This is a genomic window from Ornithinimicrobium sufpigmenti (assembly GCF_004322775.1).
GTDB classification, from domain to species: domain Bacteria; phylum Actinomycetota; class Actinomycetes; order Actinomycetales; family Dermatophilaceae; genus Ornithinicoccus; species Ornithinicoccus sufpigmenti.
In genome coordinates, this window is record NZ_CP036403.1 from 4,099,762 (window position 1) to 4,115,045 (window position 15,284).

Annotated in this window: 14 protein-coding genes; 2 read left to right on the plus strand and 12 right to left on the minus strand. The window is 70.6% G+C overall.

The genetic code is table 11. The features are described from left to right. Positions 1-42 precede the first annotated feature (42 nt). Entirely contained in the window at positions 43-3,129 is a 3,087-nt protein-coding gene (locus ESZ52_RS18760) for a replicative DNA helicase (RefSeq protein ID WP_131106278.1), read from the minus strand. Between the two features lie 436 nt (positions 3,130-3,565). Between ESZ52_RS18760 and ESZ52_RS18765 the strand changes: the two genes are divergently transcribed. Then, positions 3,566-4,051: an Hsp20/alpha crystallin family protein gene (locus ESZ52_RS18765; protein WP_131106751.1), complete on the plus strand. Its 486-nt coding sequence runs from the start codon at positions 3,566-3,568 to the stop codon at positions 4,049-4,051. Between the two features lie 84 nt (positions 4,052-4,135). Further along, positions 4,136-5,479 (plus strand): MATE family efflux transporter, encoded by a 1,344-nt coding sequence (locus ESZ52_RS18770; protein WP_131106279.1) that lies wholly within the window; start codon positions 4,136-4,138, stop codon positions 5,477-5,479. Between the two features lie 105 nt (positions 5,480-5,584). Here ESZ52_RS18770 and mnhG read toward each other — a convergent pair whose 3' ends face one another. The 11 genes from mnhG to ESZ52_RS18825 all read right to left on the minus strand — a co-directional run bounded on the left by mnhG (position 5,585) and on the right by ESZ52_RS18825 (position 15,254). After that, a complete protein-coding gene (mnhG, locus tag ESZ52_RS18775; protein ID WP_131106280.1) occupies positions 5,585-5,938 on the minus strand; it encodes a monovalent cation/H(+) antiporter subunit G in 354 nt (117 codons plus the stop codon). Continuing rightward, positions 5,935-6,369 (minus strand): MrpF/PhaF family protein, encoded by a 435-nt coding sequence (locus ESZ52_RS18780; protein ID WP_131106281.1) that lies wholly within the window; start codon positions 6,367-6,369, stop codon positions 5,935-5,937. The genes mnhG and ESZ52_RS18780 overlap by 4 nt, the downstream gene beginning before the upstream one ends. Further along, entirely contained in the window at positions 6,366-7,049 is a 684-nt protein-coding gene (locus ESZ52_RS18785; protein ID WP_131106282.1) for a Na+/H+ antiporter subunit E, read from the minus strand. The genes ESZ52_RS18780 and ESZ52_RS18785 overlap by 4 nt, the downstream gene beginning before the upstream one ends. Positions 7,050-7,051: 2 nt before the next feature. Beyond that, positions 7,052-8,605 (minus strand): Na+/H+ antiporter subunit D, encoded by a 1,554-nt coding sequence (locus ESZ52_RS18790; protein ID WP_131106283.1) that lies wholly within the window; start codon positions 8,603-8,605, stop codon positions 7,052-7,054. Beyond that, a complete protein-coding gene (locus ESZ52_RS18795) occupies positions 8,602-9,237 on the minus strand; it encodes a Na(+)/H(+) antiporter subunit C (protein WP_131106284.1) in 636 nt (211 codons plus the stop codon). The genes ESZ52_RS18790 and ESZ52_RS18795 overlap by 4 nt, the downstream gene beginning before the upstream one ends. Then, positions 9,234-12,290: a Na+/H+ antiporter subunit A gene (locus tag ESZ52_RS18800; RefSeq protein ID WP_131106285.1), complete on the minus strand. Its 3,057-nt coding sequence runs from the start codon at positions 12,288-12,290 to the stop codon at positions 9,234-9,236. The genes ESZ52_RS18795 and ESZ52_RS18800 overlap by 4 nt, the downstream gene beginning before the upstream one ends. Positions 12,291-12,571: 281 nt before the next feature. Beyond that, on the minus strand, positions 12,572-13,018 hold the full coding sequence (gene rplI, locus ESZ52_RS18805; protein WP_131106286.1) for a 50S ribosomal protein L9: 447 nt from the start codon (positions 13,016-13,018) through the stop codon (positions 12,572-12,574). A 26-nt stretch (positions 13,019-13,044) separates the two neighbouring features. Beyond that, the gene (gene rpsR / locus ESZ52_RS18810; protein WP_131106287.1) at positions 13,045-13,281 is read right to left on the minus strand and encodes a 30S ribosomal protein S18; all 237 of its coding nucleotides are present in this window, start codon (positions 13,279-13,281) and stop codon (positions 13,045-13,047) included. 123 nt (positions 13,282-13,404) lie between these two features. Continuing rightward, positions 13,405-14,058: a single-stranded DNA-binding protein gene (locus ESZ52_RS18815; protein WP_131106288.1), complete on the minus strand. Its 654-nt coding sequence runs from the start codon at positions 14,056-14,058 to the stop codon at positions 13,405-13,407. 105 nt (positions 14,059-14,163) lie between these two features. Next, positions 14,164-14,451, minus strand: a complete 288-nt coding sequence (gene rpsF / locus ESZ52_RS18820) for a 30S ribosomal protein S6 (RefSeq protein ID WP_131106289.1) — start codon at positions 14,449-14,451, stop codon at positions 14,164-14,166. Positions 14,452-14,627: 176 nt separating this feature from the next. Next, positions 14,628-15,254 carry a PIG-L family deacetylase gene (locus ESZ52_RS18825; RefSeq protein WP_131106290.1) on the minus strand — a complete coding sequence of 209 codons (627 nt, stop codon included), beginning with the start codon at positions 15,252-15,254 and terminating at the stop codon, positions 14,628-14,630. Positions 15,255-15,284 lie beyond the last annotated feature (30 nt).

Sequence of the window (15,284 nt, forward strand, 5' to 3'; positions counted from 1 at the left end):
GGTCGTGCCCGACGCATCTCGCAGCAGTGCGCTGACTCCTGACTAGAAGTTGCTCGCCATGTTGGTGAACTTGCTGTAGTGCCCCTGGAAGGCGACCACCACGGTGTCCGTCGGGCCGTTACGGTGCTTGGCCACGATGACGTCGGCCTCGCCCTCTCGCGGGGACTCCCGCTCGTAGAGCGACTCGCGGTGCAGGAGGATGACGACGTCAGCGTCCTGCTCGATCGAGTTGTGCACCGCGATGCCGTCCGCGATGAAGTTGTGGCCGCCCATAACCGTGGCGTCGAACACTTCCTCGACGCCGACGAGCTCGATCGTGGCGATCTCGTCCCACAGCACGTCGTTGACGGCGAGGAGCTCGAGCTCCGCACTGTCGAGGACCTGCGCCACTCGCGCCAGCCTTTCGCGGGAGGGCGCACTCTTGTAGAGGGTGGACCCACAGTAAGAGTTTCCGAGGGCCTTCTGGAACTGACGAGTGGTCATGCCCTGCTCCGCCATGACACGTCGCACGTCACCCCACACCTGTTGCGGCACGGTGTCCACGTTGGTGTTGGCCTGACGGTCGCGGATGATGTGGAGCAACCGAGCGGCCGACGCCGAACGGGCACCGAAGACCCCGATCTCCTGCAGGAAGCGCCGCTGGCTGTCACTACCCGATATGTCCAGGGTGAACAGGTCGCGATAGCCGCTCTTGGTGACCGTCCTCAGCCGGGTGCTGATCCCGAACCGCAGCAGGAGACGTGAGACGTCGTCGATCAGGCGACGGCTGGTGGAGGCGTAGTAGATGCGTCCCCCGGACTGGGCCTTGTTCACCGTCACGGAACCATCCGTGGCCCAGAGGTGCTGGAGGAAGAGGGCAATCTGCCGTTTGGACGCGGTGAACACCGACTCCGGGACGAACTTCTCGTGGCTGCGGGCCCCGAAGACGCCGAGCTCGTCGAGCCACTGGGCTATCGGGTTCCGCCGGCCGCGCCCCAGCCGGTACGGAGCGCGTAGGCGAAGCGTGGTGCATCGAGCTGCGGGGTACTCGTCCCGGACCGCCAGCACGCCGAACGACAGCGCTGCAGCTGTCACGGCCCTCAGGTTCTCCTCATCCACTGAGGCGTACCGAAGGGGCTGCCGCGGCAGCATGGATCCGTCTCCGAGCATGTGGGCTAGAAGGACGAGGCGGTTGTCGTCCGCCCACGGCTCGTGCTGCTCCGGCGCCGGCACGTGCCGCGGGACGGCGATGCGGTCTCCCTGTCGCAGGTCGCCAAGCTGCCTCCACCCGTCATAGGTCAGGAACGGGTGGTTCTCGGTGGCCCGGACCGTCTTTCCAGAGGTCAGCGTGAGCCGGAACACCGGGCGCGTTCCGGTGGGAAAGACGTGGGTGAGGTGGCGGCGGACATAACGCAGCGACTCGTCCAGCGACCACACCGGGATGTCCTGGGCACCGGTCTCGAAGAGCTCGCCCATGGTGACCTCGGCACCGGTGTCGGCGCGCAGAATGCGGGTGTCCGCGGTGAGGCATCCCGACTCACGAAGGTCGCTCATCTGCGGTTTCTTGTCGGTCCGCTGCTCCGGTCCACGGTTGAGCTGCGAGAGCGCGATGAGCGGCACCTCCAGCTCCTTGGCCAGCAGCTTGAGCGCACGAGAGAACTCGGCGACCTCCTGCTGGCGGGACTCGACCCGCTTGCCGGAGCTCATCAGCTGCAGGTAGTCGACGATGACCAGCTTGAGACCGTGCTGCTGCTTGAGCCGACGGCACTTCGCACGGATCTCCATCAGCGACATGTTCGGCGAGTCGTCGATGAAGAGCGGCGCATCGGTGATCCGCCCCTGGGTCTCTGCCAGCCGGGTCCAGTCCCGGTCCCGCATGGTGCCCTTGCGCATGTTCTGCAACGGGATCTCCGACTCCGCCGACAGCAGGCGCATGGTGATCTCGGTCCGGCTCATCTCCAGGCTGAAAACGACCGTCGGCATGCCCGCCTTGATCGCTGCCGAGCGGGCGATGTCCAGAGCGAAGGTGGAGTTGTGCGTCGGGATCATCGACCGGCCGGCCAGGTACAGGTGGTCTTCGTTGGACACCTGGATGCAGCGCACCGGCACCGAAGGCACCGGCCGCACCTCCATGATGCTCCACGTCTGCGCCTCCAGACCGCCGGGGCTCCCCGTGCGCGAGACGGTCACCGTTGCGTCGCCGTTCCGCTGCTTCCGGATGACACGGGTGGTCACGACCTGCCGCTCGCCGTCGATCGCCACCGACCACAGGTGCTCCTCATCCGCCACGATGACCGAGCCGTCGGAGAACTCCACTTCGTAGCAGCGTCGGTCCATCATGACCTCGGTCGCCGCGACCACTGTGGTCGGCCGGCCGTCGGCACCGAGCACCTCATCACCCACCGCGACCTCACCCATCGTGGTCCAGCCCTGCGGCGTGGGGAGCGGGGTGTCCAGAGCCAGGGCCTTCCCGACGGCCGGCCTGGCCGCCACGATGACCATCTGGCCTGGGTGCAGCCCGTTGGTCAGCTCGTCCAGGTCGGTGAACCCGGTCGGGACCCCCGTCATCTCCCCCGTCGCACCGGCCGCGTGCTCGATCTCGTCCATCGTGGGCTCGATGAGCTCACCCAGCGGCCGGTAGTCGTTGCCGCCCCGGGTCTCGGCCACGCCATACACCTCGGCCTGGGCGGCGTTGACGATCTCCTCGACGTCGCCGCCGGCGTAGCCGCTCTGCACGATGCGGGTGCCGGCCTCGACCAGCCGCCGCAGCACCGCTCGCTCGGCGACGATCTCGGCGTAGAAGGAGGCGTTGGCCGCGGTCGGCACCGAGGCGATGAGCTGGTGCAGGTATGCCGTGCCGCCCACCCGCTGCAGGTCGCCGCGCTTGGTCAGCTCGTCACCGACCGTGATGGCGTCGACCGGCTCCCCCCGGGCGTAGAGGTCGACGCAGGCCTCGAAGATCGTCTCGTGGGCGGGCCGGTAGAAGTCCTGGGCGCGGACGATCTCGGAGCACTCGGCGATGGCGTCCTTGGACAGCATCATCGAGCCGAGCGCGCTCTGCTCGGCGGCGACGTCCTGCGGCGGCAGCCGGTCTTCGGGTCCCCCACCGGTGTCCGGAGGTCCGTAGACCTCCATCTCGCTCAGCGCCATGCGCCTCCCTTTCCCTCCGATGACAGCCCGATGACACCAGCGGCCACCGACATACCCGCCGGTGCGGGTCACGGGACGACCCCCGCACGCGAGCGGTCGCCCCACCGTAAGCCGTCCCGCACCAGGACGCACTATCCCCCTGTGGACAGGGTGGGGACGAGGTGTGGACACCACGTGGACGACGCGCACAGCCGCCTGGGGATGGTTGTGGACATCCCTGTGGACAACATGGGAATTCTCCTCGCGTCACTGCCGTGACCTGCGCATTCGTGCTCCACACCCTGTGGACGAAAACTCGCCCGGGCGTGTCGTGACGACGGCCCTCCGGAATACTTGCACGGTCGCCGAGCGTTTGGCACTCTAGAGGTAGGAGTGCTAATCGAGCACCCCGCCACCGTTGGTTCACGTGAACGCTCGAGTGAACAAGGAGGACCAGATGATGAGCCGTTTCGATCCCTTCCGTGACATGGAGCGCCTGATGTCTGAGACGCTCCGCACCCCCGCCAGTTCGGCCATGCCGATGGATCTCTACCGCGGGGACGACTCCTTCGTCGCCAAGATCGACCTGCCCGGGGTGGACCCCAGCTCGATCGACGTGGACGTCGAGGAGCGGACCCTGACGATCCGGGCCGAGCGCCGCGAGCAGGAGGGCGTGGAGCAGTGGCTCTCGCACGAGCGCCCGTCCGGCACCTTTGCCCGCCAGCTCACCCTCGGGTACGGCGTGGCCCTGGACCGCATCGAGGCCGGCTACGAGGACGGCGTGCTGACGCTGACCATCCCCGTCGCCGAAGAGGCCAAGCCCCGCAAGATCCAGGTCGCGCACGGCGGCGGCAACCGCCTGGCCGCCGCCGAGGACGTCGGGGACATCCAGGGCGAGGTCACCTCGCGCAGCGACCACGCCGAGACCGCGCAGGCCAGCTGAGACCAGCTGAGACCAGCTGGAAGACCGAGGAGGCCGCCTGAGACCGCCACCGGACCCGCACGGGCCCGGTGACAGAATCAGCCGGTGACCACCGACGAGCAGGGATCTCCCGCGCCGACCCCGGCGCGGGAGATCCTGCGTCTGGCGGTGCCGGCGTTCCTGGCGCTGGTCGCCGAACCCCTCTTCCTGCTCGCCGACTCCGCGATCATCGGCCACCTGGGCACCGCTGCCCTGGCCGGCCTCGGGGTCGCCAGCGCAGTGCTGCTGACCGCGGTCAACCTCTTCATCTTCCTGGCCTACGGCACCACCGCGGTGGTCTCCCGCAGGCTCGGGGCCGGGGACCAGCGCGGCGCCATCAGCGCCGGGATCGACGGGCTGTGGCTCGCGCTGCTGCTCGGGGCCCTGGCCGGGTTGGCCACCGCGGTCTGGGCCGAGCCCCTCCTCGGACTCTTCGGCGCCAGCCCCGGGGTGACCGGCGAGGGCGTGACCTACCTGCGGTGGTCGGCGCTCGGCATACCGAGCATGCTGATCGTGCTGGCCGCGACCGGGGTGCTGCGCGGGCTGCAGGACACCCGGACGCCGCTCATCGCCGCCGTGACCGGCTTCAGCGCCAACGCGGTGCTGTCCCTGGTTCTGGTGCACGTCGTCGGCTGGGGGATCGCCGGGGCGGCGATCGGCTCGGTGATCGCCCAGACCGGTATGGCGGTCTACCTGCTGCTCGTGGTCGTCCGGGGTGCCCGTCGGCTGGGCTCGGAGCTGGCGCCCAGCGGCTCGGGGGTGCTCAAGGCCGCGCTGGGCGGCATACCGCTGCTGGTGCGCACGATCGCGCTGCGTGCCGCCCTGCTGCTCACCACCTGGCTCGCGGCCGGCCTGGGCGACGGCCCGCTCGCGGCCCACCAGGTGGCGATGACCGTCTGGGCGACCCTCGCCTTCGCGCTCGACGCGCTGGCGATCGCGGCCCAGGCGCTCACCGGCAAGACGCTCGGCGCCGGGGACGTGCGCGGCACCCGGGAGACCACCCAGCTGATGGTGCGGTGGTCGATCTGGTTCGGCCTGATCCTGACTGCGGTCATCCTGATCCTGCACCGCGTCATCCCCCTCGGCTTCAGCCAGGACCCCGACGTGCGGGCCGCCCTGGCGGCCGCGCTCATCGTGGTGGCCGTCGGGCAGCCCATCGCCGGGGTGGCGTTCATCCTGGACGGCGTGCTCATCGGCGCGGGCGACACCCGCTGGCTGGCCGGGGCACAGACGCTGGCCACCCTCGCCTACGTCCCCATGGTGCTCGCGGTCTGGTCGTCCGGTGTCACCGGCATCACCGGCCTGGTGTGGCTCTGGGTCGCCTTCAACGGGTTCATGCTCGTCCGCGCCCTGCTGCTGTGGGGCCGCGGCCAGGGTGACCGCTGGATGGTCGTCGGCGCCGAGCGCTGACCCGTGTCGAACGGCTGGTCTGCGGCGCGGGATGATGCAGCGCCGCCGCCGCCTGGCCGGTGCGCCGGCTCGGTATGCCGGACTCCGCCCCGCCGTACACCTGGCCTAGGGCTGGTCCGGGCTGGGGTCGTGCTCGCGCCGGCCCAGGTGGATGTCCGTGGGGGCGATCTGACCGGTGCGGAAGCCCGCGCGGCCGACCATGTGCGCACCGGCGGGGATGGTGAGCATCTGGAACACCGTGATCAGCACCAGCATCCCGACGTCCAGGCCCGCGCGGGTGCGCAGGCCGACGCCGATCATGACCAGGATGACCCCGAGGATCTGCGGCTTGGTGCCGGCGTGCATGCGGGTCAGCAGGTCCGGGAAGCGCAGCAGGCCGACTGCGGCCGCGAGGCAGAGCAGCGCCCCCAGGAGCAGACAGATGAGGCCCAGGACGTCCAGCACGTCGTACACGTTCATGACCGACCTCCTCCGTGTCCCGGTCCGCGTTCCGGGGTGGCTCGATCGGCCCGGTGCCCGTGGGACCTGCGCGGGGCGCGACGGGCGAAGCTGTGCCGGGGCGGGGCGGAGCCGCCGTCCTGGAGCCGGTCAGGTGCGGGCGCGACGAAGGGGGTGTCGCGGTCCCGGGCCACGAAACGCGCCACGGCGACCGAGCCCATGAAGCCGACCAGCGACAGGGAGATCAGCAGCGGCAGGGTGGTCCAGGCGTCGGTGAGGGCCGCGTAGGCGCCGAGGGCGCAGACCACGATGGAGACCAGCACGTCGGAGGCCACCACCCGGTCCAGCACGCTGGGGCCCAGGGTGATCCGGATCAGGCTGAGCAGGGCCGACAGGAAGAGCAGCCCGCCGATCGCCCAGGTGAGCCAGGTCTCGATGGTGTCGATGGTCATCGCGGCGTCTCCTCCTCCGATGGCTGCGTCCCCTCGTCGGCCCGGACCTCGTCGACCCGCTGACCGGTCCGCTCCCTGACCTGGGCGGCCGTCTCGGCGACCGGCCCCTCCCGGGCCGCCGTGCGCTGCGCCTGCCTGCGTCGGCGCGGGTCCAGCAGGGTCTCCGGGTCCGGGTGCAGAGCACGCAGCACCCGCGCCTCCTGGCCGCGGACCCGCCGCCGCATCGCTTCAGCTTCCTGGCGGGTACGCACGTCCAGGGCGTGGAGGGTGATGACCCGGGTCCCCGGGTCCAGCTCGATGACGACCGAGCCCGGGACGAGGGTGACCATCTCGGCGGTCAGCACCTGCAGGAGCTCGTCGTCGCCGACGAGCTCCATGTCCATGACCACCCCGCCGACGCGCCGGCCGGGACGCAGCGCCAGCCAGGCGACCTGGACGGAGGCGGTCACCAGGTCGTAGCTGAACCGGCCGACCAGGACGAGCAGGCCCCAGACGCGGGGGCGCAGCCGCATCCGCACGTGCGGCAGCGGGAAGAGGGCGAGCACCAGCACCGCGACGATGGCGCCACCGACGACCGTCACGGGGGTGACCTCGCCCCAGAGCATGACCCAGACCACGGTCAGCCACAGGACCGACCACGGGGACATCCGCCAGCTGGGGGGGTTGAAGAGTCGTCTCATCGTTAGAGTGACACCCCCGAACCGAGCACGGCCTCCAGGTATGGAGTGCGCTGCACGAGGTCGACGGCCGCGCGGCTGGCCACCCCGAAGAGGGGGCCCGCCACCACGGTCAGCGCGACGCCCACCACGACCAGCCCGGTCGTCGGCGCCAGCACCCCGAGGCCGAGCGCCGAGTGATGGCCGCCGCGCATCGGGCCCGCGCCGGTCAGCCCGGTCGCGTTCTCGGACCAGAAGGAGCGGCCCCAGACCTTGGCCACGGCATACAGGGTGAGCAGTGAGGTGACCACCGAGCCGACGACGACGGTGTAGGCCAGCCACGACCCGTCGCTGACGCCCGCCTGGATCAGCCCGACCTTGCCGAGGAAGCCGGTGAAGGGCGGGATGCCGGCCAGGTTCATCGCCGGGATGAAGAAGAGGATCCCGACGACGGGCGAGATGCGGGCCAGGTCGCCGAGGCGGGTGCTGTCGGAGGAGCCGCCGACCCGTTCCACCAGCCCGACCACGAGGAAGAGCGTGGTCTGGATGAGGATGTGGTGGACGACGTAGAAGATCGCCGAACCCAGGCCGTGGGTGGAGCCCAGCGCGATGCCGAAGAGCATGTAGCCGATGTGGCTGACGAGGGTGAAGGACAGCATCCGCTTGATGTCGTCCTGCGCGATCGCGCCCAGGATGCCCACCACCATGGTGAACAGCGCGGCCCACAGCAGCAGGTCCTCGAACCTGGACTGCGGGAAGAGCAGCGTCTGGGTCCGGATGATCGCGTAGATGCCGACCTTGGTCAGCAGCCCGGCGAAGACGGCCGTGACCGGGGCTGGGGCGGTCGGGTAGGAGTCGGGCAGCCACCCGGACATCGGGAACACCGCGGCCTTGACCGCGAAGCCGACCAGCAGCATCACGTGCAGCAGCGCCGCGGTCCCCGGGGAGATCTCCCCGACCCGCTGGGAGAGCAGGGCCAGGTTGATCGTGCCGGTGGCGCCGTACACCAGCCCCAGGGCCATCAGGAAGATCATCGAGGACAGCAGGGAGACCTGGACGTAGGTGATCCCCGACCGCACCCGCTCCACGGTCCCGCCGAGGGTGAGCAGCACGAAGCTCGCGGCGAGGAGCATCTCGAAGCCGACGTAGATGTGGAACAGGTCCCCGGAGACGAAGGTGGTGGTGACGCCGGCGGAGAGCACCAGCAGCGAGGGGTGGAAGACCGGCAGCGGGGAGTGCCCGTCGCTCTCGTCGTCGAAGCTGCTCGCGCCCTGCCCGATCGAGTAGGCGAGCACCGCCATGGTCACCGTCGTCGAGACGATGACCATGAGGGCCGAGAGCCGGTCGACGACCAGGGTGATGCCCTCGAACGGCGTCCACCCGCCGACGTACATCACCTGGGGGCCCAGGGTGTCCGCGGCCCACAGCAGCACGCTGGCGCAGGCCAGCATGCCGATGAGCACGGACATGCTCACGACCCGCTGGACCCAGGTCTTGCGTGCCGCCGCCAGGGTCAGGCCGGCGCCGACCAGGGGCAGCAGCACCACCATCGGGACCAGCCAGGCGTACTCGGTGATCATCGGGTGCCCCCCTCAGGGTCGGTGCCCTGCGCGTCCGGTGACTCGTCGACCGAGGGCCCGCCGTCGGCGACCCGCTCCTTGGCCACGTCCTCCGGGTCGACCGTGCCCTCACCCGGGCCGGCGATCGCGTGGTCGTAGCGCTCGGTCGTGGGGGTGGCCGGGTCGCCCGGGATGCCCTGCCGTCCGGGGTCGTGCATCTCGCGCTCGGTGCGCTGGGTCTCCGCGGCGATCGCATCGGCCTGCTCGCGCGCACTGGGTCCGTCGATCTCGTCGGACTCCGCCATCGCGTGGATGCGTGCGGACTCGAGGTCGTCGGCGACCAGGTCCTCCCGGCCCAGCTGCCAGCTGCGGTGCGCGAGCGCGAGCACGAAGGCGGTCATCCCCAGGGTGATGACGATCGCGGTGAGCACCAGCGCCTGAGGGACCGGGTCAGACATGTCCATGTCCTCGGAGACCCCGACGATCGGGGGCGCACCGGCCGGTCCGGAGCCGATGATGAAGAGCAGGTTGATGCCGTTGCCCATGAGCAGGAAGCCCATGAGCGCCCGCACCAGGGAGCGGGCCAGGAACAGGTAGACCCCGGTGCCGATGAGCACGCTGGCCACGACGATGAGCGAGAGGTTGGGGGTCATCGCGACGGCACCTCCTCACCCTGCGTCTGCTCGCTCGCGTCCTGGCCGCTCGGGTCCTGCTCGTTCTCCTGCTCGTTCTCCTGCTCGTTCTCCAGGCGGATCTGACCGTCGATCCCCGACCCCAGGCTGCGCAGGATGTCGAGCATCAGGCCCAGGACCACCAGGTAGACGCCGATGTCGAAGAACAGCGAGGTGACCAGGTGCACCTCGCCCAGGAGCGGGATCTGCAGGTAGGTGTCCCAGGTGCGCAGGGCCGGGCTGCCGAAGAGCATCGGGGCCAGGGCAGACCCGGCCGCGATGAACAGGCCGGAGCCGAGCAGGGCCGCCGGCATGACCGGCAGCGCCGCACGCAGCTCGTAGCCGCGACCGGCCAGGTAGCGCAGGCACAGCGCCAACCCGCCCACGAGGCCCGCCGCGAAGCCGCCGCCGGGCTGGTTGTGGCCCGAGAGCAGCAGGTAGACCGACCACAGCACCACCGTGTGGAAGACGAGGCGGGTGACGACCTCGAACATGGTGGAGCGGCGTTGCGGGTCGAGCTGTTCGCCGGCGGTCAGCCACCGGCTGGGGCCACTGGCCCGGGAGGTGTCGCCACGCGGGGTGCGGAGCCGGGCGCGGGTGCCGCGCGCGGTGCGCAGACCGGCCCGCACCCGGTCCATGATGTCGTCGCGCAGGAAGACCAGGCTGGCGACACCGGTGGCACAGGCCAGCACGACCGACAGCTCGCCCATGGTGTCCCAGGCACGCACGTCGACCAGGATCACGTTGACGATGTTGGAGCCGGCGCCGTAGTCGACGGCCCGCTCCGGCAGGCCCAGCCCGGCGGGTTCGTGGATCCGCGAGGAGGTGGCGATCAGCGCACTGAGGCCGACAACCACACCCACGGCGGTGCCGAGCAGGGCGCGCACCCGCCGGGTCATCCGGCTCGGGTCGTCGGGGAAGCGCCCGGAGAGACGGCGCAGCACCAGCACCAGCACCACCAGCGAGACCGTCTCCACCAGGATCTGGGTCAGCGCGATGTCGGGGGCCCCGTGCAGCAGGTAGAGCAGGGCGGTGCCGTAGCCGGTGACCCCGACCAGGAAGACCGCCCGCAGCCGCCGTCGGGCGCGGGTGGCCAGCACCGCGGCCAGGATGACCAGCACGATCACGACGACCTGCGCCGCGCTGTCCGAGATCCGGACCCGCTCGGGCCAGACGATGTCCCCGGTCACCATCTGGTAGGCCGGCAGCGCGATCAGGACGCTGACGATGATGCCGAGCAGCACCGGAAGGGAGCCCCGCTGGAAGAAGCCGGTGACCTCCAGGGCGACCCGGTCCAGGCCGCGGACCAGGTGGTGGTAGGTCCGCCCGGCGTCGAAGGGCCACAGCGGCACCGGCACCTCGACGGGCCGGCGGGCCTGTGCCCACCACCACAAGGTGCCCAGGGTCCACACCAGGATCGAGGCGTACAGCGGAAGGCCCCACCCGTGCCACAGGCCGAGGTGCACCTCGTAGCCGTCCGGGACGGCGGTGACCAGCGAGGCGTGCGGCTCCAGCACCCCCTCCAGCGTGGTCGAGGTGACGCCCATCACGACACTGGCCAGGGCCAGCAGGAGCGGGACCCCGGTGAGGATGACCGTGGGCGTGTGCCAGGTCGTCTCCTCCTCGGCGGCGGTCGGGCCGGCCGGTGCGGCGAGCGTGGCGCCCGCCTCAGGACGCTGCCGGTCTCGCACGGCGGACGGCAGCTGGCCGTGCGGCAGCTCCGGAGGTCGGGAGGCGTCGGTGAAGGCGCCCCAGACGAAACGCACGGAGTAGGCCATGGTCAGCACGGACCCGAGCACGACCGAGAAGGCGGCAAAGCCCTGCAGCGACCACCAGCCGTCCACCGGGTAGAGCACGGCCGCGAGCGCGGCCTCCTTGCCGACGAAGCCGAGCAGCACCGGGATGCCCGCCATCGACATGGCGCTGAGGGTGCCGGCGACCGCCAGCAGGGGGGCCCGGCGGCGCACCCCGGTGAGGCGGCGGATGTCGCGGGTCCCGGCGGCGTGGTCGATGGCACCGGTGGTGAGGAAGAGCGAGGCCTTGAAGAGCGCGTGCGCGACCAGCATGGTCAGTCCGGCCAGCATGGCCCCCTCGCTGCCGTAGCCGACGAGCAGGAGCATGAAGCCCAGCTGGCTGACGGTGCCGTAGGCCAGGAGCAGCTTCAGGTCGGTCTGCCGGGTGGCGCGGAAGCCCCCCAGGAGCATGGTGAACCCGCCCAGGGCCAGCACCACGACCTGCCAGGTGAGCAGGTCGGCATACCCGGGTGCGAACCGGGCGACCAGGTAGACGCCGGCCTTGACCATCGCGGCGGCGTGCAGGTAGGCGCTGACCGGGGTCGGCGCGGCCATCGCGCCGGGCAGCCAGAAGTGGAAGGGGAAGAGCGCGGACTTGGTGATCGCGCCGACCAGCAGCAGGGCGATCCCCCAGGCCACGAGCGTCCCCGTCCGGGGCTCGGCGATGAGCTCGCTGATCTGGTAGGTGCCCGCCCCCTCCCCGAGGATGACGATCCCGACCAGCATCGCCAGCCCGCCGAAGGTGGTGACGATGAGCGCCTGCTTGGCGGCCCGGGTGCTGGCCGCACTCGTGGTCAGGTAGCCGACCAGCAGGTAGGACAGGACGGTGGTGATCTCCCAGAAGACGTAGAGCACCAGCAGGTCGTCGGTGGTGACCAGGCCGAGCATCGCCCCCGCGAACCCGACCAGGGCCCCCGCCAGCAGACCCAGGTTGCCGTCGTCGTCCTCGAAGTAGTGGGCGCAGTAGACGAGGATGAGAGCGCCGATCGCGGAGACGATCAGGGTCATCACCCAGGCCAGGGTGTCCATCCGGAAGGACAGGTCCATCCCGAGGGCGGCGACCCAGTCCAGGTGCTCGGTATGGGCGTCGTCCGCACCTGCGGGCATCTGGGTCGCGGCCCAGACCGCGGTGGCGGCGGGCGCCAGGGCCAGCAGGTGGAACGCCTTGGCCCCGAGGCGGCGGACCAGCGAGGGGGCCAGCGCCGCGGCCAGAAGGTGGACGAGGAGGAAGGCGACGAGCACGGGTCCTCCTCAGTAGTTGACGCGTCCCGCACAGGATAACGCGAAGGTTGTCGGAGACCGAAAACCGATCGGTCAGGCAGCCCAGCACGTGACGCCGAGACGCCGACAACGCCGGAAGGCCGAACGCCGAGACCGCGGGACACGACCGGCACGCCCGCGCCCATGATGCCAAAAGCCCCGGTCCCGAGCGAAACGGAACCGGGGCCCTAGCGGTCGGACCGTGGTCAGCCGGGTCAGACTCGGTCAGCCGGGTCAGACTCGGTCAGACGTCTGAGACGTCGTCAGGACGCGACGACGTTGATGGTCACGTCGGCCGCGACCTCGTCGTGCAGACGCACGTGCACCGGGTGCTCACCGACGGTGCGGATGGGGCTGCGGACCTCGATACGGCGCTTGTCCACCTGCGGACCCCCGGCGGCCGCGATGGCCTCGGCGATCTCGGTGGGCGTGACGGCACCGAACAGGCGCCCGCCCTGGCCGGCACGCGCGGTCACGGTGACCGTCGTGCTCTCCAGGGTCGCCTTGGCGGTCGAGGCCTCCTCGGCGGTGCGCAGCGCGCGCTTCTGGCGGCCGGCCTTGATCGAGTCGACCTGCTTCTGGCCGCCCTTCGTCCACGGCGTGGCGACGCGGCGGGGCAGCAGGAAGTTGCGGGCGTAGCCGTCCTTGACGTCGACGACGTCACCGGCCTCCCCGAGGCCGGTCACCGGCTGGGTCAGGATGATCTTCATTCTGCTTCTCCGATCGTTTCTGCGGCTCAGCGGGCGGAGCTGCTGTAGGGCAGCAGCGCCATCTCGCGGGCGTTCTTCACCGCATTGGCGATGCGGCGCTGCTCCTGGACGGAGACGCCGGTGACGCGGCGCGCACGGATCTTGCCGCGGTCGGAGATGAACTTGCGCAGCAGCGCGGTGTCCTTGTAGTCGATCGCCTCGATCTTGGCGGTCTTGAGCGGGTTCGCCTTCTTCTTCGGCTTACGCATGACGGGCTTGGCCATCGTGGTGCTCTCCCTTTCTACGAAGAGCCCGAGCTGTGCTCGGGATGGGTGTTCTCTGATGTGTATGAGGTGTGTGCGCGTGCCCGGCTGTGGGCCGGGCACCGCGGTCGTGCCGCAGTGGCTCTAGAAGGGCGGCTCGTCGTAGGACGGCGCGCCGCCCCAGCCACCGGACTGGCCACCGCTGCCGGTGTTGCTGGCCCCACCGGTGGCCCAGGGGTCGCTGTCCGGGGCGGAGGTGCCGGCGGCCTGCTGGCCGCCGCTCTGCCCGGGCTGACCACCCTGGCCCTGGTTCCAGCCGCCACCCTGGCCCGACTGAGCTGCCTGGCCGGACTGACCCTGGCCCCAGCCGCCACCCTGACCCGTCTGGCCGGACTGACCGCCCTGCCAACCGCCACCGCCGCCACCCTGGCCGCGCTGGGCCTTGGTGACCTGGGCGGTGGCATACCGCAGGGACGGGCCGACCTCGTCGACCTGCATCTCCATGACCGTCCGGTTCTCACCCTCAGCTGTCTGCCAGGAGCGCGAGACCAGCCGGCCGGTGGCGATCACCCGGTCACCGCGGTGCAGCGACTCGGCGGCGTGCTCGGCCGCCTCGCGCCAGACCGAGCAGCGCATGAACAGCGTCTCGCCGTCCTTCCACTCGTTCGCCTGCCGGTCGAACGTCCGCGGGGTCGAGGCCACGGTGAAGTTGGCCACGGCCGCGCCGCTCGGGGTGAAGCGCAGCTCAGGGTCGGCGGTCAGGTTGCCGATGACGGTGATGGGGGTCTCTCCGGCCATGTCAGGTCATCCTTGATCGTCGTCGTGGGCGAGGTGGTGCTGGGTGGTACCAGTGACGCTGGGTGGTGCTGGGTGATGCTGGTGGAGCGGTGGGACGCGAGCAGGTCAGGCGTCGCGGCGCAGCAGCTTGGTCCGCATGACGGACTCGTTGAGCCCCAGCCGGCGGTCCAGCTCCTGGGCGGTCGCGGGGTCGGCGGTCATCTGGATGACGGCGTAGATCCCCTCGGCCTGCTTCCTGATCTCGTAGGCCAGGCGACGGCGGCCCAGGATGTCGATCTCGTCGACGGAGCCACCTTCCTTGCCGACCACCTCGAGCATCTTCTCCAGCGTGGGCTGAAGGTTACGCTCATCGGTCTCGGGGTCGAGGATGATCATCAGTTCGTACTGACGCATGGGTGAACCCACCTCCTTCGGTCTGTAGCGGTCACGGTCTCTCCGTGACAGGAGGGCTTCATACGTCTCACCGCGGCAGGACCAGCCTCCACCCGGAAGGGGCGAGGGCGCAGGAGTTTTCCACAGCCGTGCCAGCGGTGAACTTGACAAGGGTACCGGGACCCGGACGCCGCGGCCTAATCCTCCCGGTCCTCCTCCGGGCCGTCGTCGAGGTCGGGGCCGTGCACCCGTTCGTGCGGCTCCACCGCCTGCTTGGCGATGAGGTCCGGCACGCTGAGCAGGCCGATGGCGTAGCGCCCGGCGAACGGGTCCCACACCCGGTACTCCGCCAGGGCGGCCCGTTTCGCGTCGCAGGCGGCCGTGGACAGCTGGACGGGGCTCCCCACCGACTCCTCCAGCACGTCGACGGGCACGTGGAAGAGGCTGTCCTCGATCACGCCTGCCCGGTGCGCCCGGCGGACGGCCTCGCCGGCTGCGGCATGGTCGGGGTGCGGGTCCAGCCAGGTCATCGTCCGGTGGCTGGCCCTCGGGTAGCGCCGACTCATCTCCTCCACCACCTCGCCCACCAGCTCAGGGCTCAGGCCGCCGTCGGGAAGGTCCATGACGTGCACGTCGAGCGGGCGCACCCCCAGGTGCTGCACGGCCCGGCGCAGGTCGCCGATCCGGCTGCGTTCCAGGTCCTCCTTGCTGACCTGCTGGCCGAGGCGCTCGTTGACCCACGGCAGCACCGCGGAGGAGCCGCCGCTGGTGAGCGAGACGACGATGGTGCGTCGGTTGCGCTCGGACCACATGCTCCCGGCCATGTAGATCGCCTCGTCGTCCGGGTGGGGGAC

What these genes read in the sequence shown, in the direction of transcription:
- ESZ52_RS18760 (WP_131106278.1), bottom strand. Translation starts at nt 3,129, where the DNA reads ATGGCGCTGAGCGAGATGGAGGTCTACGGACCTCCGGACACCGGTGGG.
- ESZ52_RS18765 (WP_131106751.1), top strand. Translation starts at nt 3,566, where the DNA reads ATGATGAGCCGTTTCGATCCCTTCCGTGACATGGAGCGCCTGATGTCT.
- mnhG (WP_131106280.1), bottom strand. Translation starts at nt 5,938, where the DNA reads ATGAACGTGTACGACGTGCTGGACGTCCTGGGCCTCATCTGTCTGCTC.
- ESZ52_RS18780 (WP_131106281.1), bottom strand. Translation starts at nt 6,369, where the DNA reads ATGACCATCGACACCATCGAGACCTGGCTCACCTGGGCGATCGGCGGG.
- ESZ52_RS18785 (WP_131106282.1), bottom strand. Translation starts at nt 7,049, where the DNA reads ATGAGACGACTCTTCAACCCCCCCAGCTGGCGGATGTCCCCGTGGTCG.
- ESZ52_RS18790 (WP_131106283.1), bottom strand. Translation starts at nt 8,605, where the DNA reads ATGATCACCGAGTACGCCTGGCTGGTCCCGATGGTGGTGCTGCTGCCC.
- ESZ52_RS18795 (WP_131106284.1), bottom strand. Translation starts at nt 9,237, where the DNA reads ATGACCCCCAACCTCTCGCTCATCGTCGTGGCCAGCGTGCTCATCGGC.
- rplI (WP_131106286.1), bottom strand. Translation starts at nt 13,018, where the DNA reads ATGAAGATCATCCTGACCCAGCCGGTGACCGGCCTCGGGGAGGCCGGT.
- rpsR (WP_131106287.1), bottom strand. Translation starts at nt 13,281, where the DNA reads ATGGCCAAGCCCGTCATGCGTAAGCCGAAGAAGAAGGCGAACCCGCTC.
- ESZ52_RS18815 (WP_131106288.1), bottom strand. Translation starts at nt 14,058, where the DNA reads ATGGCCGGAGAGACCCCCATCACCGTCATCGGCAACCTGACCGCCGAC.
- rpsF (WP_131106289.1), bottom strand. Translation starts at nt 14,451, where the DNA reads ATGCGTCAGTACGAACTGATGATCATCCTCGACCCCGAGACCGATGAG.
- ESZ52_RS18825 (WP_131106290.1), bottom strand. Translation starts at nt 15,254, where the DNA reads ATGGCCGGGAGCATGTGGTCCGAGCGCAACCGACGCACCATCGTCGTC.